Origin of the sequence: Streptomyces lacaronensis (assembly GCF_047337785.1) — a bacterium.
GTDB lineage: Bacteria > Actinomycetota > Actinomycetes > Streptomycetales > Streptomycetaceae > Streptomyces > Streptomyces lycopersici.
In genome coordinates this window covers 4,960,127-4,979,927 of the sequence record NZ_JBLHDK010000003.1, presented here as the reverse complement: position 1 = coordinate 4,979,927, position 19,801 = coordinate 4,960,127, and the positions used below count along the sequence as shown (strand labels likewise).

The 19,801-nt window shown below is 68.7% G+C and carries 14 protein-coding genes and 3 pseudogenes; 8 read left to right on the top strand and 9 right to left on the bottom strand.

Annotated elements, in window-relative coordinates; translation table 11 throughout:
* Nucleotides 1–30: 30 nt before the first annotated feature.
* Nucleotides 31–396: a DUF4913 domain-containing protein gene (locus tag ACMTAK_RS21150; RefSeq protein ID WP_413812957.1), complete on the bottom strand. Its 366-nt coding sequence runs from the start codon at nucleotides 394–396 to the stop codon at nucleotides 31–33.
* Nucleotides 397–792: 396 nt separating this feature from the next.
* Here ACMTAK_RS21150 and ACMTAK_RS21145 point away from each other — a divergent pair.
* Both ACMTAK_RS21145 and ACMTAK_RS21140 read left to right on the top strand, forming a co-directional pair.
* Nucleotides 793–1,028: pseudogene (locus tag ACMTAK_RS21145) on the top strand (IS5/IS1182 family transposase); the annotation flags it as partial.
* Nucleotides 1,029–1,128: 100 nt separating this feature from the next.
* A pseudogene (locus ACMTAK_RS21140) lies at nucleotides 1,129–1,290 on the top strand (IS701 family transposase); the annotation flags it as partial.
* A gap of 23 nt (nucleotides 1,291–1,313) precedes the next feature.
* Here the strand turns inward: ACMTAK_RS21140 and ACMTAK_RS21135 are convergent.
* Entirely contained in the window at nucleotides 1,314–2,357 is a 1,044-nt protein-coding gene (locus tag ACMTAK_RS21135; RefSeq protein ID WP_413807671.1) for a hypothetical protein, read from the bottom strand.
* Between the two features lie 1,025 nt (nucleotides 2,358–3,382).
* Here ACMTAK_RS21135 and ACMTAK_RS21130 point away from each other — a divergent pair.
* From ACMTAK_RS21130 to ACMTAK_RS21120, 3 genes are read left to right on the top strand one after another with little or no spacing between them, the layout of a single operon-like run.
* Nucleotides 3,383–3,688 carry a helix-turn-helix domain-containing protein gene (locus ACMTAK_RS21130; RefSeq protein ID WP_413807670.1) on the top strand — a complete coding sequence of 102 codons (306 nt, stop codon included), beginning with the start codon at nucleotides 3,383–3,385 and terminating at the stop codon, nucleotides 3,686–3,688.
* Nucleotides 3,689–3,708: 20 nt separating this feature from the next.
* Nucleotides 3,709–4,815, top strand: a complete 1,107-nt coding sequence (locus ACMTAK_RS21125; RefSeq protein WP_413807669.1) for an XRE family transcriptional regulator — start codon at nucleotides 3,709–3,711, stop codon at nucleotides 4,813–4,815.
* The gene (locus ACMTAK_RS21120) at nucleotides 4,766–5,242 is read left to right on the top strand and encodes a hypothetical protein (protein WP_413807668.1); all 477 of its coding nucleotides are present in this window, start codon (nucleotides 4,766–4,768) and stop codon (nucleotides 5,240–5,242) included. The genes ACMTAK_RS21125 and ACMTAK_RS21120 overlap by 50 nt, the downstream gene beginning before the upstream one ends.
* A 1,173-nt stretch (nucleotides 5,243–6,415) precedes the next feature.
* Here ACMTAK_RS21120 and ACMTAK_RS21115 read toward each other — a convergent pair.
* Nucleotides 6,416–7,021, bottom strand: coding sequence for a DDE-type integrase/transposase/recombinase (locus ACMTAK_RS21115; RefSeq protein WP_413807667.1), 606 nt, complete (start codon nucleotides 7,019–7,021; stop codon nucleotides 6,416–6,418).
* A gap of 234 nt (nucleotides 7,022–7,255) precedes the next feature.
* A pseudogene (locus ACMTAK_RS21110) lies at nucleotides 7,256–7,714 on the bottom strand (hypothetical protein).
* 1,332 nt (nucleotides 7,715–9,046) lie between these two features.
* On the opposite strand from ACMTAK_RS21110, the gene ACMTAK_RS21105 reads away from it, so the two are divergent.
* The 3 genes from ACMTAK_RS21105 (at nucleotide 9,047) to ACMTAK_RS21095 (ending at nucleotide 12,522) form a co-directional block, all read left to right on the top strand.
* On the top strand, nucleotides 9,047–9,382 hold the full coding sequence (locus ACMTAK_RS21105) for a hypothetical protein (RefSeq protein WP_413807666.1): 336 nt from the start codon (nucleotides 9,047–9,049) through the stop codon (nucleotides 9,380–9,382).
* Between the two features lie 363 nt (nucleotides 9,383–9,745).
* A complete protein-coding gene (locus tag ACMTAK_RS21100; RefSeq protein ID WP_413807665.1) occupies nucleotides 9,746–10,156 on the top strand; it encodes a hypothetical protein in 411 nt (136 codons plus the stop codon).
* 1,157 nt (nucleotides 10,157–11,313) lie between these two features.
* Nucleotides 11,314–12,522, top strand: a complete 1,209-nt coding sequence (locus tag ACMTAK_RS21095; protein WP_413807664.1) for a DUF418 domain-containing protein — start codon at nucleotides 11,314–11,316, stop codon at nucleotides 12,520–12,522.
* Nucleotides 12,523–12,533: 11 nt separating this feature from the next.
* Here ACMTAK_RS21095 and ACMTAK_RS21090 read toward each other — a convergent pair whose 3' ends face one another.
* The 5 genes from ACMTAK_RS21090 to ACMTAK_RS21070 form a co-directional block, all read right to left on the bottom strand.
* Nucleotides 12,534–14,351 (bottom strand): TraM recognition domain-containing protein, encoded by a 1,818-nt coding sequence (locus ACMTAK_RS21090; RefSeq protein WP_413807663.1) that lies wholly within the window; start codon nucleotides 14,349–14,351, stop codon nucleotides 12,534–12,536.
* Nucleotides 14,348–15,751 carry an ATP/GTP-binding protein gene (locus ACMTAK_RS21085; protein WP_413812956.1) on the bottom strand — a complete coding sequence of 468 codons (1,404 nt, stop codon included), beginning with the start codon at nucleotides 15,749–15,751 and terminating at the stop codon, nucleotides 14,348–14,350. Before ACMTAK_RS21085 ends, ACMTAK_RS21090 begins: the two co-directional genes overlap by 4 nt.
* Nucleotides 15,752–15,936: 185 nt before the next feature.
* Nucleotides 15,937–17,433, bottom strand: a complete 1,497-nt coding sequence (locus tag ACMTAK_RS21080; protein ID WP_413807662.1) for an SCO6880 family protein — start codon at nucleotides 17,431–17,433, stop codon at nucleotides 15,937–15,939.
* Between the two features lie 230 nt (nucleotides 17,434–17,663).
* Nucleotides 17,664–18,986 (bottom strand): hypothetical protein, encoded by a 1,323-nt coding sequence (locus ACMTAK_RS21075; RefSeq protein WP_413807661.1) that lies wholly within the window; start codon nucleotides 18,984–18,986, stop codon nucleotides 17,664–17,666.
* 1 nt (nucleotide 18,987) lies between these two features.
* A complete protein-coding gene (locus ACMTAK_RS21070) occupies nucleotides 18,988–19,788 on the bottom strand; it encodes a hypothetical protein (RefSeq protein ID WP_413807660.1) in 801 nt (266 codons plus the stop codon).
* Between the last annotated feature and the right edge of the window lie 13 nt (nucleotides 19,789–19,801).

Below are 19,801 nucleotides of genomic sequence, written 5' to 3'. Positions count from 1 at the left end.
CCGACCCGGCGAACCTATGCGGTCACAGCACTAGGGGGGTGGTGGAGGCGGCGGGCCGAAGGGGTCGACGGCGTCGACGGGAGGCTTCTCCATCGAGCGGTGGGCTCCTGGCTTGCAGGCGGCGAAGGGGCCGTTCGGGTCCCGCAGGACGCCCATGACGGGGATCATGTAGTCGCGGTGCCAGTTGGCGGGCCCGCACATCCCGGAACCGGGCCCGGTCAGCTCCCCCCAGGCCAGCCACAGCCCATGGAGCTGGGCGACCGCTTCCGGATGCTCCCACCAGCGGGAGCACCAGGGTGCCGTGGAGGTGACCTCCCTGCCGTAGACGGGCAGCAGGACGTGGTGGGTCCACAGGGTCAACTGCCGCAGGTTCCGCGCGTATTCAGGCCCGTCCATGTAGAGGATGAAGTGCGGCTTGGGCGGGGGCGGTGGGCTCTCCTTCTCCTGAGGAGCGGCGCTGTCCGTCGTCGTATCGGCCTCCTCCTCGGCGGGTGCCTCGTCCCGCTCCTCCTCGGACACCTCGGGGGCCTCAGTGGACATGCCCGTCCTGCTCTCTCTCGGCGGCTTCAACTTGGCTGGTGCCCTGGCCACCACGTACGCCCGCCCCATACGGTTCACCGGCCGGTCGGCCGCGGCCTCGAGGGACTGCGAGTCGAGCCTGACTTCTTCGGGCCGGTGGCCTCGGATCCTGACCAAGCGGTGACGGCGTTAACGCAAGACCTTGATCGTGCCGACACCGGCACCACCGGCGGCACGCACGAGTTCGTCCGGTGGCTGTTTCGGCATAATCTCGACCCGCGGATATGGTTACCCGGCAAGCGTATTGGAGTCCGGATCGCCCACAAAGGCATCGAGTCCAGCGCATGACTAGGCTGTCGCAGGTGAGTGATCGAGAGAACGATGTCGTGGCTGTCCGGCTACTGGAGACTCAGCCCCGTTACACGTGCCATCCCCGCAACTACCTGGCTTTTCTCGATCTCGCCGCAGCCAGCTGCTGCTATATGCGACTCGTCCGCCTCGCAACTTAGGACACCGGTCTTCGGCACCGGCTGTGCGGGACACGGGGGGGCGCGGCGCCCTGAGGCGCCGTGTCCGACTGCACGGTCGATCTCGTCGGGGAGGAGCGCCCCCAAGCCGCTAGCCCTGCTGGCCCCGGGCGTTACGGTCCATTCGTTCCTGGCTCACCCCCGCCACCACCCTCAGCCGATGGTGGCGGGCATGGACGGACACGGACCCACCCTCCGAGCTCCAGGCCCTGATCGACGCAGTCACCACCGGACACGGAATTGACCTCTACCTCCGGATTTAACGAACTACCGGTAGTGGCGGCTGCTTTTCTTATGGGTCTCCTGCGGTCGTTCTGGCAGGTCCTTGCGGCGTGACCGACCGCTTCCCCGTCCCGAGGATTTGCCAGTACCGGAGTACTGGTGCGCACCGCCCTCGATGGGATTCTTCCCCTTCCGACGCCTTTCCTTTTCCGCCACCTCTGCTCTGGCTTCTTGGGTCTGTACGATTCCCTGAGCCGCGGTCACTGCTGCGGTGGTACCCAAGTTTAGATTCTTGAGCATTTCGGATGCTTCGGGATTTTTCCCACTTGTGCCACCACTGGCCATGCTCATCGTTGCACTTGCCATCTGGAGTACGTCTCCGACTGCGGCTGCCACATCCGTATGTCCGCCCCTAAAGGCGTTCTGTAGTCTCTCTTTAATGGACCATCCGGTAACCAACGTATTGAAGCCGCCTCCTACGTAGTTCCCAATCTCGTCGGCACGGTTGACCTTCGCCCAGTTTAGGGCCGCAGTAGTGAGAGTCGGCGCGCCATTCGCGGCGATTTTGACGCCGACCATCCCGTAATTTTCCAGGAACTGCATCGTGGTCTTGGCCATGGTTTTGGACGTGGCCTGGATCCAATTACCGCCGACATGGGTTTCGGGCATCTTTTGGCCTTCACGCCAGATGTAGGCGTTGCCGTGCTCCGCGTCGAAGGCGGCGAGTGCGGTGTCTTCTGGAATCTCGGGCGCGTTGTCCGATACGGGCTCACGCCCGACTACCCAGCGGTTTCTTGATTCGCTCCACCTCATGGAAGTGTAGCTCTCGAAGGAAGCCGCGCTGCTGTCAGAGGCTGGTGAATACTGCCTGGCGTATTGTCCCATGGTGGAGGATTCCCCATAGTCATAGGACGGTTGGGGATTCTGGCCATCGGCGTATCCTGTGTAATACTCCTGGTTATGGAACGTTTGGTGTTGACTCTGGGTGACTTGTTCCGCGTAGTCCGCCGGATTAATGGATTGCGCCGTGTTCTGCTGTGGCTCCAGGGCGTCGTCTGGTTGCTCCTGTTTCCTATAGGCCTCGTCCACCTTGTCGAAGGCGGCCTGAGCCAGGTTATGAACGTTCTGACTGGTTTCCGGTATTGGTTCCCACCCCCCCTGGGACCTATGGCGGTAGAATTCACTGCCCCCGTCCCACAGCATCCGCGCGTAGAACCTATCGGTGGTGCTTTCGTAGACACCGTCATAGGCGCCTTCGGGGAGGTCGGGCGCAACAAGGGGGATCCGCCCAGGATCCCCCGAGTGGGCCCTGTATCCCCCGCGGCTGCGGGGTTCGGCCCATATTGGGTAGTAGAGGCCTGCTGCGCTATATTCTTCTCCTGCCATCTCACTTGCCCCTTCTGGTGGAGGACGGCTTCTCAAGGAGTCCTGCGTGTTGCTGGGTTCAGTGTTGGCGAGCACGTGCACGTCCGGTTGCACAGATACAACGTCGTTGGCGGGGTGTTGGTTCAATGCTGGCGTCATGGCAGTGACGGAGGCCGAGAGCGGGTCCAAGCGCTGGGGCGAGGTCGTCCCCATCGCCGGAAGCACACCGAGGGGCGCCGCCACTTATGCCGTCGCCAGCGTTGGCTCTGCGGTGTCGGATCGTGGTGGGGCGCGAAACGAGCGCATACCGCAACGGCTCGCGCCGGTACCGCCGGCCAAGGTCGGCTCGCTCCTGATGACCTACCGCTGCGAGTGCTGCTGCCACCAGGCCGACGCCTCGACGGCGTCGACGGACAGCTCTCAGCCGAGGCTGACAGAGAGGGCTCCGCCCGCCCGGGTCCTTGCCCGCCGCCAGGCCGTCGGTGACCGCATCCGCCCAAAGACGGGGGACCCGGAAAGCAACCCGCCCGGTCTACGGCCCGCCGGCGTCGGCCCTCGGGCAGCTCGCTTCCGGCTGTCCCGATGAGGAGATCACCGTCGTGCTCGCTCGCTGACGGACTGGCTCGCTGCCCCTCGTCTGGTCTTCGGCCTGGGCGAGGGGGCGTTCTCGTGTGCGCTGGGCTCTGCCGAGACAACGACGACCGCCGTAACCTGATCGAGACGGCACGACGCCAGACGAAGGGGCACACGTGGATATCCCCGAAGACCTCAGCATCGGTGAGCGCATCAAAGTCCTGCGGGAGTCGCGCGGCATGTCCCGCTCCGTACTGGCCAACCTGTGCGGCCGCGGCCCCGACTGGTTGAAGAAGATCGAATCCGGCGAACGTGAACTGCGCTCGCACGCGCTGCTACTCCGCCTGGCCGCTGCCCTCCAGCTCTCCGACCTCTCCGTCATCACCGGGAGACCAGCCGACGTGACGCAGCCCGTACCGCTCGGGCGCCTCAACCACCCCGGCATGCCGGCCATTTGGACGGCGGTGATGAACCGCCTCTGACTCCAGCTCCGTCGGCTCCTTTGGAGCCTGCCACGCTTCAGGGCCGCGTCGACCAGACATGGCGACTGTGGCACAGCTCCAACCGCAATCGCACCGAGGTCGGGGCGCTGCTGCCCGACCTGATCCGGGACGCCGAGGCCGCCGCCCGCACCCTCCACGGGGCGGACCGCCGCGCGGCACTCGTGGCGCTTTCCGACGTGTACCGGCTGACCGGGCAAGCGACGGCCTACGTCGCCCCGGCCGAGCTGGCATGGGTGGTCGCCGACCGGGCGTCGGCCGCAGCCCAGCAGGCCGACCAGCCCGCAGCGATCGCCGCCGCCGCGTGGAACATGGGCAACATCCTTCGCGAGACCTCGTACCCGGAGGAGGCGCTGGGAGTGGTTGTGGAGGCTGCGGATCTGATCAGGCCGCACCTCCAGAGCGCCCCCGAAGACTGGCGCGGTGTCTACGGCGCGCTCCAGCTGCACGCGGCGGTCACTCACGCTCGGGAGGGGAACGAAGGCGACGCGTGGCGATTCTGGGACAAGGGCAACCAGGTGGCGAAGTCGCTGCCCGCTTCGTACGTTCACCCCTCCACCGTGTTCGGACGGGCGAACGTGGATTTCCACGAGATCTCCGTGGCAACGGACCTCCGGAAGGCTCAGCACGCGCTGGGCCTGGCGGACGAAATCGACCCCGACGTCATGCCCTCACGAGAGCGGCGGGCCCGCCTGTGGGTTGAGGTGGCCCGTGGACATCTCCAGCGCGGCGACCGCACGGCCGCCCTGCACGTGATGAAGCTCGCCCACGACATCGGCGCTGAGACTGTCACCTACACGCCGACCGCCGTAGCGTGGCCGCAGACTTGTGGCGCAAGGCTCCCCGTGCGCTTCGTGGTGAGGCCGCTCAGCTCGCTGAGGCAGTCGGCGTTACGGCGGTCGGGTAGAGGGGGACGAGGCAGATACCAGGGACAGTTTGTCCCCCTTCCTCACCAGCAACGCTCCTACGGTGACGGCTCTCTGACAGCGCGTCTACCGATCGGGGGCTCATATGGCCAGCATCATGCAGTGGCACGCCTCGCCTCGCTGCGGGGCATCGATGACCACCGACAGCGGCACCGGAGAAATCCGCGTGCCGCTGTCTCTTGACCGTGGACTGGCCGGTATCGGTGGCCTCCGTCCGGTGATCCGTAACAGTGACACGACCGCCATCGGTTGGTGGACACCGCCGACCGAGCAGCCCGAGGCGCAGCGCACCGGCGTGTGGTGGGATTCGGTACGCGTCGAAGCGCCTCTCGGCGACCGCATTCTGCAACTCCTCGGTGAGCGGACGGGCGCGGTGATCTGCCACTACGGTGCGCTGTACTGGTTCGTGGAGCCGGGTGCTGCCGACAGTTGGGAGACCAGTCACGCCACGGTGGTGCGTACCACCGACAGGAGTGTCGGCTACATCGCCGTGCCGCCCAAGCGCTTCACGGAGGGGCCGGGCGTGCACTGGCGCGTACTTCCCGGCGACGAGTACCTGACGGAGGCGGCCGTCCTCCGCGAAGCGTTGCGCGCCGCGATCCCCGGCTGACCAGGAGGCGCCAGTGAAGCTCTGGCGCAAGGGGCCCGCCGAGCGAGCGGAACGGGCCGAACGGCTGATCCGGCCGCCGGGTACGGGCCGCTGGAGGCGTACCCCGGGTCGGACGTCCAGGCCGTGGAAGTGCCGCCGCATCGGGTGCGGTTGCGTAAACACACCCAACGACGCGGAGCGCGCCCTGGAGCTGTTCCGCGCGAGCTACGCGGCGGCGAGAACGCTAACGGTCCCTTCGGCCCTCGGCTTTCACGGGGAAGTGATTGAGACGTCTCGACGTTGCCTTCCGGTTGGGCGGGCAGGTAGTGGCGCTGGACCATCAATGGTGTCCCGGGCTGCGGGTTGGCTACTGGACTTCGTCGCGTGATGTAGCCGGTCGCGCCCTCCGCGAGTTGAGGCGACGTCAGCCCCAGGCCCGACACCACACAAAGGTCATCGGTTAAGCCAACCCCACCTGGCTCGCGAGGAAAGGACCGCCCGTGAGCTTCGCGCAACGCCTGTGTGCATCAACGAGCAGGCCGCAGGGGCTCTCGACCGTCACCGAAAGTTGGGTTCTGCTCGGATTTGGCAAGTGCCGAGACCTCCAACGGGTCACCTAGGGCGATGTGGCCCGTGGCCGTTCCGTCGACTGTTCCCCCGGTAGTGATCCGGCGGGGGCGGCGAATAATCTTGCCTCCTGTCCTGCCCAGACGACCTGCCCTCCGCCCAGCGCGCCGCAGGATTCCCCTGCTCTTCCTGTCGGTTGATCAACCTGTTGAACATGAGGTTCTCGTATTCTATCCCGACGTTCAGCCAGCCCCGCCCCGCGGTATCACGATTCGTCACAGCCCGAGCGAGTTCGTTTCTTCCGCTTCGCGAGTCACCCATGGTTGCGCCGAGACGGTTTTCGGCGTCACGGTAAGCTCTCCGTGCAAGCTCTGAATTTTGGCGCAAATTCTCCGTTGTCTCGTCATGCGGCAATCTATCCGAGCCGGAGCGTCGGTTGAACGTCCTCAGGGTTTCGAGCTCGTCCAATTGTTGCAGCAAAGTCGGCATTTATCTCAACTTCCTTTCCTCTGGTGTCGACGACGATGGGAACGGTGTCGGACGTACTTCCATTTGCTTGCGGGGCACCTGCGGCCCGCCACTGTATGCAGAATGGACTGACTTGCGCCGTCACCAGGTTTGCGTGACTCACTGGCGAGCAACAACGGCATGACGGCTCCAATGGTTCAATCGTTCGACGGCGCTACTGTGGTCCGCTTCGGAGGCTCTCGCCCTGGTCAGTTCGGTAGTTGGTCCACAGATCGAACATGGTGAGCAGTCGTTCGTGTCAGAGTCCCGCCACCGGCGGGACTTCGCCACCCGCGGCCCCAGATCGCTCCTGTCCTGCCGTTCCATGTGTCTCCGCGGAAGCTGCGTTCCACGCGATTGGCGCATGATTGTCCAGCGTCGTCGGCCGAAGCGTTCGGGGTGGGCGGCGTACGCCTGGGTGAGGGTGGCGGCCCGCTGCTGGTGGACGGGGTCGGCGGTGCCGAAGTGGACGCTGGCCGGGGTGTGCAGGCCGAGGGCCGGTGCTCGTGCGGCGACGGTCCAGCCGGTGACGTAGCGGCTGTAGATGTCGATGAGCAGATATAGGTGGTACCAGTCGCCCTTGCCTGGCCCGCGGAGCTTGGTGATGTCCCACGACCAGACCTGCGAGGGCCCGTCGGCGGCCAGATCCGGCTTGGCTTCGGCCGGGTGAGTGGCCTGGCGTCGGCTGCCGCCGCTCTGCCCGGCGGTCCGCAGGATGCGGTACATCGTCGAGAGCGAGCACCAGTAGGTGCCGGCATCCAGTTCCCGGGCCCAGACTTGGGCGGGCGGCAGCTCTGTCAGCCTCGGCTGAGAGCTGTCCGTCGGCGCCGACGAGGCGGCGGCCCTGGGGCAGCTCGCTTCCGACTGTCCCGATGAGGAGATCACCGTCGCACTCGCTCGCTGACGGACTGGCTCGCTGCCCCTCGTCTGGTCCTCGGACCGGGCGAGGGGGCGTGCTGCTCAGCTTCGCCGCGCTGCGCCTTCCGGCCACACGACATCAATGGGCACTTCCGCCTGCCGCGCCTGCTCGACCACATCCGCAGTGCCGCCGCCCTTCCCGGTGGGCGGCTGCCCATTCCAGACGGCGACGAGGCGGTCTGCGCGATCGAGGAGGGCGGCGTTCGCTGTCTCATACGCCTGCCGATTTGCCGTAGCGTGCGGCATGACGAGCACCTCGCTCGCGGCACCCGCGAGCCGGTCGAAGACCTCGGCGTGGTCCGGCTTCACTTCGCCTGCCGGTAGTCCTGCGACGGAAGCACCACCACCAGACGTCCGCCAGCCTCCAGTACGGCCTCGGCGAACAGGGTGTCGGAACCCTTCGCGATGCACGAGACTCCAACCAGCTGGTCGTGCGCGTAGTGCTTCACCAACTCGGTCAATGCCGCGCGTACAAGGGACACGCGCCTCCGTCAGGTCCATGTGCCCAGGCAACTACGCGCTCCGCCATCAGGCTCCTACAGGAAATACGGGAATGACGCGAAGACCGCGGCGGAGTGGACGCAAGCCGCCGGCAACGTGCTGACGACGGGGACGGCACTCGTCGACGTGGGGCGTTACACGCACTCCGGTCAGCACCCGCAGAGTCGCGAGCATGCGTACTACGCCGTAGACAACGAGCGGCTCAAGCGGGTCGCCGAGGAGTACGCCAAAGGTGTCGACGCGCAAGCGAGTAGCGGCTCTCACAACAGCAACACCGCTTACGCCCAACAGACCCAGGGCTCTGACCAGAACTACCAGCCGCCTCCCGCCCAACTCAGCGAGCGGCAGCGGGGCAAGTTGCCGGAAGGCAGTACGAAACGGTGATCGGGGCGGCACCACTGACCGGCAACCCCCGATTGAACCGTTGATGCTGTATATCCGTTGTGGCGCGCCAGAGGGCAAACAGGGCTCGGACAGGGCAATTCCGTCCCGGACCCTGACCGGCTGAGGTTGGTCGCTTTTGAAAGCAAAACGGTCGAGAGAGAGGAAGTGCGGAAATGTCATCAAGGTGCGGTTACCCGCCAGCGGGCGGCAATGCGGCACCTTCCAGCGGGCGGCGGAATATTCCACCCGCCCTTTTGACCCCGTCGCAGGCTGCTTCGCGACCTGCCGCCGAAGATGCCCGGCAGTGGCAGCAGCACGCTGCGTATTTTGAGTCGGCGGGGCGTATTGAACTGACGAGGTATGCCGACCAACGAGCTGCGGAGTCGACGCAGCGCGCCCGTACGGCGGCGAGGAATCAGCAAGCCAACGCAAGGATCGGGAGGGCGAATATTCCCTCGTTCGCTGAGGCCCACGGCCAGAGGCGCCTGCGAATCCGTCGGCCTACAGCTTCACTTCAGGCCAGCGATTGACCGGATATGCGAGTTACTATCCGGCGGATAGGCAGCCTGCTGCTGGGACTGTCCAATCCCTCGGACCGAATGGCCAGGTGGGTGCACCCAGCCATTCGGCCTCCACTCCCGCTGGGAACCATAGCCACGGGTTCGGGCCTGGTCAGAGCCAGGGACCAAGGCATCACCCCTGATCCGTGACGTGCGTGGCACGAGCTGAGGCACGTCAACGCCGAGGCGCCTCCCGGGCCTCGGCGTTGGCCTCCGGGGCCTCTGCCGGATCATGGCCAGAGGCGCGCTGCCGTATCCCCCTTGTCGGTGCGGCAGCGCGTTCGGACTGCGTTTCGCCTGGCCGCCGGACGGAGCCGGTTGAACCGTGGTGGGTGCCGGGAACGGGCCGGGCGCTGGCCGCTGGGATGGAGCCGCTCAGGACCGCACGATGGGGTTGGCACGCGCCACCGGAACGCTGCTGCGCTGCGTCGACTGTGACGATCTGCTGCCTGACGAGATGTCCCTCGCCCGCGATACCGAGGTCCTGGAGGCCGATCCGTCCTGCGGCTGGACGGTTGCCCCGTGCCTGGACTTCCACGCTGACGGCCGCCTGGAGCCGGGCCCGTCCGGCCCCTGCCCCGGGCTGCTGCCGGACCGGGCGCTCCTGGACGGTGCCAGGCGCGGCGAACTGCCGGTGATGGGCACGACGCCTACCGCCCGTACCGACTTGGTGCGTCTGGTCGGCGGCTGGCCGTCGATCCCGGCCTTCGAGGGCGCTGGTTGACGAATGGCCTCGAATCCGTGCTGTGGCTGGGCGGAACGCCGGGCGTGGGCAAGACCACGGTCGCCCGGTTGCTCGCCCGCCGCCACGGGCTGCGGTGGTACAACCCCGACGCGCACACCTGGGAGCACCGGGACCGGGCGATCGCCGCGGGCCATCCGGCCGCGATCCGGTACGAGGAGATGCCCGTCCCGGACCGCTGGTCGGCGCCGATGGAGGACCGGCTCGCGATCTCCTTGCACCAGGTGCGCGGCCCCATGGTCTGGGACGACTTGCGCGCGTTGCCCGCCGCGCCGCTGACGATCGCCGAGGGCACGCCGATCACGCCGGAGGTGATCGGCAGGCCCGGTCCCGGCCCTATGGCTCTTGCCGATCCCGGAGCCGCAGCGGGACCGGCTCGACGAGCGCGACCTGCACCCCGGTGTACGGGACTTCTACCAGCACCTGGGCGAAGTGATCGCGGCAGAGGCGAAGCGCTTCGGGGGGCGGGTGGTGGTGGTCGACGGCTCGTGCGGTCCGGAGCACGTCGTCAAGGAGGTCGAAGGCCACTTCGTCGATGTGCTCGCCCGTGGGCCGCTGGCGACGAGCCCGGCGGGACGACGCCAGCTCCTCCGCTACGCCAACCGCGCCTTCGTCGTCCCGTACCAGACCTGCTTCACCCGACTGTGGGCACGGGCGCTCGGGGATGGCTCGGACGTCGTGCTGCCCTTTACCTGCGAGTGCGCGCGGGCTGTGAAGAGCAGATCGACCTTACCGTGGCCGACCCTGCATCCCTGACGACACGTCGCATCCGCTTCTGGCGCGGGACATGACTTCTTCGAGGGGGAAACGCCTTGAATGACGGCGCCGTGACTCTGCACCAGCGGCCATTCCCTCACGCGACGTTGCTCGAGGGCTCGAAGCGCGAAGGAACGGCCGACCGGCTGTCTCAGGAGGAAGCTTTAGGGCCTCTTGGGGCCGGGGCCCCGACCCTTGACTAGGTTGCTGGGATTCCGTTGCATACGCGGGGCGTCATCCGAGCCTGAGCTGAATCCCGATGTCGGCTGCCGCTGCGGCTCCATGTAGCTCGGCTGTAGCCGTCGCGCTTCCTGGGTGATGGGGGGCTGTGGGGGTGGCCCGGGGTTTCTGTAGTCGCGTGGCGGGATGGTTGGCGGCTGGGTCAGCACGGGGTACCCGATGTTCTGCCCCGTGATGGGGGGTGGTGGGGGTGGCCCGGGGTTTCGGTAGTTGCGTGGCGGGTAGGCCGGCTGCTGGCCGGTGTACGGCTGGGGGTTCCCGATGTTCTGCCCCGTGATGGGGGGTGGTGGGGGTGGCCCGGGGTTTCGGTAGTTGCGTGGCGGGTAGGCCGGCTGCTGGCCGGTGTACGGCTGGGGGTTCCCGATGTTCTGCCCCGTGATGGGGGGCTGTGGGGCTGGCCCGGGGTTTCGGTAGTCGCGTGGCGGGTAGGCCGGCTGCTGGCCGGTGTACGGCTGGGGGTTCCCGATGTTCTGCCCCGTGATGGGGGGCTGTGGGGCTGGCCCGGGGTTTCCGTAGTTGCGTGGCGGGTAGGCCGGCTGCTGGCCGGTGTACGGCTGGGGGTACCCGATGGGGCGTTGCCCGTCAATGAACATGCGCGCGTTCAGAATCCTCTCGGCCTCTGAATCGCCAGATGACCTTGAGCCGGAGCCATCCATCGCGACCTCCTTCTTATGTCGGATCTGTGCTCTGAGGAACAAACGCGAGCTAGTGCATATCGGTTCAACTGGTTGGCGAAACGGATTTGGTGGCCGGGGGACGAGTGGTCCCGCCGGACGGCGCCGATTGAACCGTTGACGAGGGGCTTCCGTGGTGAACTCCTGACCGCGGTCGGCGAAGAGCCTGTGGGTGGGTGCCCCAGGCCGGTCGCGGCTCCTCCCGTTCCCGTCCTGCCGGCGCATTGGCCACGGAGGCCCACCGTGCACTTCTCGCCCCGTATCCAGACCTTGTCCAGCGCTGAGGCGGTGTCCGGGCACGACCGGGTACGGGACATCGACGTCCTGCGCGGGTTCGCTCTACTGGGCATCCTCCTGGTCAACGTCCAGAGCATGGCCGGGCCGCACGTGGGTCCGGGGGGCGAGGCGGTGGTGTCGTGGGTGGACGAGGTGGCCGGGTGGCTGGTCACGGCGCTGGTCAGCGCCAAGTTCTATCTGCTCTTCTCGTTCCTGTTCGGGTACAGCTTCACCCTGCAGAGGCTGTCGGCCGAGCGGGCGGGGGTGCCCTTCGGGCCCCGGCATCTGCGGCGGCTCGGCTGTCTGTTCCTGCTGGGCCTCGCGCATGGCGTCCTGCTGTTCCCCGGGGACATCCTGATGGAATACGCGGCGCTGAGCCTCGTCCTGTTCGCGGTCCGGGACATCGTGCCGCGCACCGCTCTACGGGCGGCGGCCTGGCTCGTCGTCGGTGTCGCGATGTGCCTGCTGGCCTGGGGGCTGTTCACGGCCGCCGTCGCGGAGCCTTTGCGTCCGCAGGACGTCACGGCCGCGGCGCACGAGATGGCGGCGGACCGTCGGGGAGGCCCCGGGTCGGTCGTGCGGGCCAACGTGCGGTGGCTGCGCGACGAGCTGGGCTGGAACGTCCTGTACGGCGCCGACATGCTGGCGGCGTTCCTGGTGGGCCTTGCCGCGGGCCGCCGTCGGCTGCTCGCCGACACCGGCAGGCACCGCGCGTGGATGGTGCAGATCGCCGTCACGGGGCTGCCGGTCGGCCTGGCCGGAGGCGTGTTCATGGCGATCTGCCGCAACGGGCCGCTGGACGCGCGCTGGTACGAAGTCGGCTCGGCGGTGGGAGTGCTCACCGCCCCGGCTCTGACCGCGGCCTACGCGTGCGGCCTGCTGCTCCTGTCGCGCCGCCTTTCGCGGACCCGGTCCGGCCGCCACGTCGTAGGCCTCCTGGCCGGGGCTGGCCGCTTGTCCCTGACCCACTACCTCACCCAGTCCCTGGTGATGGCGTTGGTCTTCACCGGTTACGGTCTGGGCTGGTACGGGCGCTACGGCACCGGGGCCGTGCTGGCGGGGTGCTTCGTGCTGTACGCGGCGCAACTAGCCACCGGAAAGTGGCTGTTGCGCCGCGTCCGGTACGGACCGGCGGAGTGGCTGCTGCGCGCGGCCACGCTGGCACGCAGGCCCTGACGCCTCCCGGGCTACGGCTTCTCCAGCCGTACCGCGCCCCGCTGCCACCTGGTCGAGGCGTCGGCGGCCGTCGGGGTGCCAGCCCAGGCGCGGGCGGCCCGCTCGGTGATGGCGGCCGTCTCGGCCTTGGCCGCCGCCGAGATGGCGCCCGCGCCCGGCTCCTTGTACCAGGGACGCAGGCGGATCAGGGCGGGCCGCACACCGGTGGCCAGCAGCAGGGCGGTGCCCTTGGGCAGCGCCCGTATGCGGTCGGCGGGCAGCACCGGGTCCAGCCGGTAGGAGTAGGAGCGGGAGGTGCCGTCCTTGCTTTTGGAGATCGACGGGGTGCGCACGTCGTGGTTGCCGACGAGTTTGGAGACCTTCTCCACGAAGTCGGCGTCGTCCAGTCCCGCGCCGAGCAGCTTGACCGTGGCCGCGCTCCACAGGGCGTCCATTCCCGCGTCGCCCCAGACCCGGCTGCCCTGGCGGTAACTCTGCAGCAGAGTGACCACGTTGATGCCGCGCGAACCGAAGTGGCTGTACAGGTCGGGCAGGTCGGAGATGCGGCAGACGTTGGCGGCCTCGTCGAGGACCGCGGTCATCGGCGGGTCGAGCCGACCGCCCATCCGCTCGGCGGCGACCACGCCCGCGCGCATCGTCGCGTCGGCGAGGCCCGCGATCACGCCCGCGGCCGAGCCGCCGCCATCCTTCGACAGCAGGTACAAGGTGTCCTTGCCCAGCACGTGCATGTGCGGCTTGAACTGCGGACGCGTGGGATCGGGCGTCACCCAGGCCAGGACGTCCGGGTCGAGCAGGCAGGCCACGCACTGCCGGGCGGTCTCGTAGATGCCGTCGCGGGTCTCCACCGCGCCCCGGACCGTGCCCTGCAACTGTTCGGCCATGGCGAACATGTTGACGTCCCGCAGTAGGTCGATCGGTGTGCGATCGGCGGGGCTGGCGAGCCAGGCCAGCACGTCGGGCACGGTGGCCTTGCCGCGGGCGGCGGCGAGGAACAGGGCGGTGAGGGTGTTCTGGCCCGCGGAGATGAAGAAGTCCTTCTTCGACTGGTCGTCGTTGACGGAGGCGACGAAGTGTCCGGCCAGGCGGCGGGCGCCCTCGATGGTGTGGCAGTCGGAGAGGAGGTCCCACCACATCTCGCGCGGAGCGTGGGCGATGCCCTGCGGGTCGAACGTCCACACCTTGCCGGCCTTCTCGCGCTCGGCCCGGGTGACGGCGTAGACGTCGGACTTGTTGGAGGTCAGCAGCACCGGACCCTGGGCGCGCAGCACACGCGGAACGGCGATGCCGGTGGACTTGCCGGCCCGCGGGGCCATCAGGTCCAGTTCCACGTCCTCGAACGAGGAGCGCAGTTCCGGGCCGCTCGGATCGAGGTCGCCGAGCAGGTTGCCCGTCTCGTCGGGATGGAGCTGCTCCCGGCCCTTGAGCGAGGGACGCAGCTCACGGGCGCGCGCCGCGATGCCCTCCGGGCACATGGCGGCCAGCTCCCGTTTCCCGGCCAGCCCCTTGGACCGGGACGCCCACCGCATCACCCGTCGCACGGCCAGTACGCCGAGGGCGCCCGCCGCGCCGAAGACCAGGACGATACCGGCGATCACGGCGACCGGCGACGCGTCCGGCCAGAGACTCGACGGGCCGTCGGTGAGCAGGGTGGCGAACGTCGCCAGGGCGAAGGGCGGGGGATGCCAGCCCGAGCCGGTCAGCAGGGCCCCCAGGGTTCCGCCGAGCCACACGCCGCCGAAAAGTACCAGGCCCACGCCCGCCACCAGGACGACGGCCCACGGCGCCAGCTCGCTGCCGTACATCCGGCCCTTGGCCGCGGCCTGGTTCATGTGGACGCTTTCTTGAGGACGGTCTCGTTCGCCGCCCAGCGCTTGTTGGTGTCGTGCAGACGCCGCTCCGTATCGGTGATGGCGACCTGGATCGGGATACCGGGACGGCCACCGACCTTGATCAGGAAACGGCCGCGGCCGGGCGGCTCCTCGCGCTTCCCGTGCCCGGCCCAGCCCGGGGGCGAGGACCAGGAGGAGACCAGTTCGATCTCCCGGCGGGAGAGACCGACGATGTGGCCAAGGTCCTCCATCTCCTGGCGCGGCAGCCCCGCGCACACCACCATGCCGGCACGTTCGACGAAGCCGCGTGCCTTGGCCCGGTCGGAGTCGGTACCCAGCGCCTCGGCATCCTTCAGGGTGTGGGTGATCTTGGCGTCGCCCAGGCCGAGGGTGCGGTTGAGCCGGGTCAGGGCGTCGATACGGTCGACGATGCCGGAGGCCGAGCGCAGCGGGCGCCACAGCTCGTCGAGCACGGTGAAGAACCAGCGCCGGGGCCGGAGTCCGGCGTCCGCCAGGGCGTGTGAGGCGGCCACCGCGCCCAGTCCGTCGGACCAGGCCGCCAGCATCGCCGCCGCGGTGAGCTGGGTGTCCGCCTCCCCGATCCGGGAGATGTCCACGCACACCGCGGTGGCGTCGAGGTCGATGCGGGTGGAGGTGTCGGAGGCGAACGTGTCACCCAGTGGCCCGTCCAGGATGCCCAGCAGCGACCGGTGCAGCGGGTCCACGGCGTCGCGGTAGCGGGTCTCGTCCCCGCGGTCCAGGGTCACCGCCCGCACCCGGTCCGGCCCTTCGGCGAGGATGCGCAGCAGGTCGGGCAGGAGCGGCTGGCGGTCCTCCGGTGTGCGCTCGCGCAGATGGTGCAGCGCCGCGGAGAGCACGGACTGCTCGTGGTCGTCCATGGCACGGCCACGCACGATGGTGATGAGCGCGGCGACCATGTTGAGGACACGGCCGTGGGTCTCGGCGGCCAGCTCGCGCCCGGCATCGCCGCCGATGCGTTTCGCGGCGGCGCCCATGGCCCCGGGGTTGAGGACGTTGATGCCGCCCACCCCGCGCCCGAGGGAGATGACCTGACCGCCGAGCGCCCGCACGGTGTCGGCGTAGTCGGGCTTGAGGTCGCCCAGCACCAACGGGACCACACCGGTGGCGGCCAGCCCGATGAGCATGCGGTTGACCAGGGTGGACTTGCCGAGGCCCGGCATGCCGAGCATGAACAGCGAGGGGTTGGAGATGTACTGGGCGCGGGTGAACCACGAGAGCGGGTCGCCGCACACGGTGGCTCCGGTGTACAGGTGCCGGCCCAGTGGGACACCGCTCATGGGCGCGCCCGACCCGGCCGCGAACGGCCACAGTCCGCACGCCTGCACGGTGGTGGCCCGCCACATCGTCGGGGGGTCCATGTTGGCGACCTGGCCGCCGCCGGGGCCGGGCCAGCCACGCGTGTTGAACGGGTCGTCCCTGACCTTGACGGGCTTCTTCTTGCTCCCCTTGCTCCCCTTGTTCTTCTTCTCGGGTTTCCTGTCCGGGTCCTCGTCCTTGTACGTGATCTCGCCCGTGTCGCGCGTGTCGCTCGTGTCCTTGGATTTCACAGTGCCTCCTTCAGCTCGCGCGGCACCAGCGTGTACTCCCACGGCAGGATCCCGGCCGGCAGCGTGCAGCTGAACGCCGCCGCCTGCATCCGGTCGGCCGGGCGCATCAACAGCCGCGCTCCGGCCAGCAGATTGCGCACCGTGGTGTTCGCGTCGTCGAGGTCGGCGTCGGAGTCGACCGTCACCGTGACCATCAGCGAGAACTCCACCAGGCCGGCGCCGGTCGCCTCCTCCACCGCCGTCTGCTCGGCGGCGCGTACCTCATTGGCGGCCCGCGCCTGCACCATGCCGCGCCGAGAGGTGGCCATGAACTGCGCGGCGCGCCGGTCGGCCTCGACGATGCGCGCCGAGGTCGCCGGGTCGATGGGCCGGTACAGCAGCGCCACCCGCTTGCGACGGGTGCCGGGCGAGTCGTCCAGCAGACCGCGCAGCACCTGGGCGCGTACCGTGCCGCGTGGCGCGAGGGTGAGCATCCAGGACCGTGACACCCCCGAGTCGTGCTGGTACGCGTCGACCTTCTCGACGGCCGCCGCGGGGCCGGCGTCGTTCCAGGTCAGGCCGGTGCCGCCGTGAGCGGCGCGGGCTTGGAGGACATCTCCCGCCACGGCCGGGTCGTAGGCCACCCGTACGACTTCGGCGATGCGCTCGGCGGACAAGGGGGAGGCGGGTCCGCCGCCCGCGCCCACCACTCCGTTCAGCAGGCCGGGGATACGGACGGCGAGGTCGGCGATGATGTCCTCGCTCTTGCGCTTCTGCCCGGGGGGCATGCCGTAGGTCAGCGTGAGGTAGGTGTGCATCTCCGACGACGCGCTCGGATACGCCTCCACCACCTCCTCCATCACGGCCCGCGCCGCCGCCGGCGCGTCGGGGCTGATGCGCGGCAGCACCTCGGCGGCCAACCGGGTTCCGGTGTCCGGGGCGGTCTCCACCACCACGGAGGCCCCGCGCAGGTTCGGCTCGCTGGACAGCCGGGCCAGCCAGTGGCCCCATGCCGCGACCCAGTTGTCTATCTGCTCGGGGTCGACCAGGGACCCGCCGTCGGGTTCGCAGCCGAGCACGATGGTGTACAGGTTGCGGCCGCGGTGGTGCAGTACGCCGAACGGCTGGTCGTAGGCGTCCCTGCCTTCCATGACCTTCACACGGCTGAGCAGTCCCGGCGGACGGAACGAACCGCCCGGCCGCTGGGACAGCGGACCGGCGACGTAGGTGGTCGCCCCCTTGGCCTTGCGCCGGGACCAGCCGATGCGCATCGCCATGAGCTGGTAGACGTTGCGCCCGTCCTGTGTGCGCACGGCCAGCGGCAGCAGGAGGAACACCTGGAACACGACGACGATGAGCGCGAACGGCAGCGAGATCAGCGACACGATCAGGTCGAAGACCAGCCCGCCGAATACCCCGATGGTGCCGACGAGTCCGAACGGGCCCAGGCCGGGCCGCCGCGGTCTGCGCCAGTTCCCGTAGGTGGGGTCGACTGTGGCGGCTTGGGTGGACATGGGAGTACCTGCTTTCCCTTTCCGTGTGGATGGATCTCGTGAGGGCGATTCCGGCGTCGGCAGCCGGGGTCACGCCCCGGCCGCCGACGCCGAGCGGGGCCATGCCCCGGCCGCCCCTTCCCGTCGCGCACTCCTCGTGCGGCGATACCGGACCGACGGTGCGGCCGGTGGACGGGAGACGAGGGCCGGGTACGACGGGACTCGGGGGAAGGCCGTCGTACCCGGCCCGGTCAGCCGTTCCCCGACGGGTCCCCGCGGCTCCCCGACGGGTCCCCCAGGCCCTTCTCCCCGTCGGCGTCCTCGACCGCGCCCTTGGCGGTATTCATGGCGTCCTGGCCCTTCTGCGCCGCCACGGTCACCGCCGTGATCGCTGCCATGGCGGCAATCTGAGGCCCTGCGCTGGCCGCCATGCCCTTGAGTGCGCCTCCGCGGCCTCCGCCTCCGCCGCCGCCTCCGCCGCGGCCTTCCTCGTGCTGTTCTTCGTTGCCGCCGCCGGCGGGTTGGCTGCCTCCACCGCCGGAGCCGGAAGACCCACCGGAGCGCGAGGATCCGCCGGAGCCGGAAGACCCACCGGAGCCGGAAGACTCACCGGAGCCGGAAGACCCCTTGGAGCCGCTGGCTCCCTCGGCCTTCTTGCCGCCGGCCGCGGCGCCACCGCGAGCACCGGCGGCGAGTTGGCCGCCCATCGGCATGGCCATCATCGCTCCGGTGGCGAGGTTGCCCAAGGTGCCCCCGGAGCTTCCGGACGAGTCGTTGCCGAGAGCGGCCGTCGCCGGGACGATCACTCTCATCAGCGCCGGCAGGGCGATGGCCGAAAGCAGCAGCAGGCCCATTCCCGCGATCTGGATGTCTCTTTGCTCGCCCCCAGCGGAATCGATCATGACTGCCCCCGAATACAGCACGAGACCGACCGTCGGCTTGTACAGCAGCCAGGCGACCATCCAGCCGACGTGCTTGCGCCACCACGTGCCGCCCCAGTCCGTCATGGACGCGGCGGCGGCCAGGGGAAGCGTGCCCATCAGGACGATCATCACGCCGAGCCGGATGTACAGCAGGATCGTGTGGCCGATGCCGGCGAGGATTAGGAGGCACCCGATGATCAGCAACAGCATGTTCCCGATCTTGTCGCCGCAGTCGATGCCGTTCGTCAACTTCTCGAGGGCCGCCTCGAACAGGTGGGAGGCGTACGCGTCCATGACGACGGCGAACGTGGAGATCACCGTTGACCCGGCCGCGCTGATCACGATGACGCGCACCATGCCCTTCAGCGCGGTCCGGCCGGCGTCGGCCTTGCGGTCCAGAGCCATCTTGGCCGCGGCGAAGAGGAGCGAACCGACCGAGAGATAGACGATGAGCCACCGTATCTCGGCGCTGATCAGGTTCGATGAGGTCACGTCGTGCGACCTGGGGCCCCCGATGCCCTTGAAGATGTTGAGGGCACTCCTCATCGCGAGCTGGGCCACGACCTTGACCATCTCGCCGACGGGGTTCGTGATCAGGTCGCCCAAATTGGTCTTATGAGTGCATCTGTTGTCGTCTGCTGCCAAGAACATATCAACCTCCCCACATGACGAAATCGCTGGGCGACGCCTTTTTCGCGGGCGAGTAGGGGGAACCGTCGTCCTGGGGTACCACCTTCCAGTCGCCGTCACGCAAGCGCACGGATACCGACATCGACAGGTAGCCGCCAATCGGAGTTGCGGTGAGCAGTCGCACGGTCGCGGTCTCGCGTGAGTACGAGGACACGGAGAAGCCGGCGAACCTCTCGATGGCGCTGCTCTCCTGGCTCGTCTCGTCAGCCGTCGCCTTGTCGGCGACGAACTTGTCGCGCGGCTCGCCGGGCACGAGTTGCTGTTCCGCGACGGTGCGCCAGGCGGCACCGCTCAGCTGAACGGGAATGATGTGCGCCGCCAGAACCGCCCCCATGGGCGTGCGGGCGAAACACCACCACATCCCCGTGTCGGTGCGCAGCGGCCCGGCCGACGGTGAGCTGGGCACCATGATGGCGCCCAGCTTCTTCCACCGCATGTCCGCAGGCTCAGCGGTCGGCCGCGAGGTGTCCCGGTCGTCGGTGCGGCAGTTCTTGGGCCGCCCGTCCGGACCCTGGCGGAGGTGCTGCGGATCGCCGGGGGACAGCGGGCCGCTGACCCCGGCCAGGGGATCCGGGACCGAGGTGTCCCGGCCGCCGGCCGTGGTGTCGGCACCTTGGCCGTCCGTCCCGATCGTCAGGAGAGCCAGCAGCGACATGCCCACGAGAAACCCCAGGAACGCGGCGGAGTTGATCCAGCCGCGCTGTTTGTAGAAGGGCCCGTCGGGCGGGACTCGTTTTCGTCGCGAGCCGAACACGGCGAACACGTCGATTACCTCT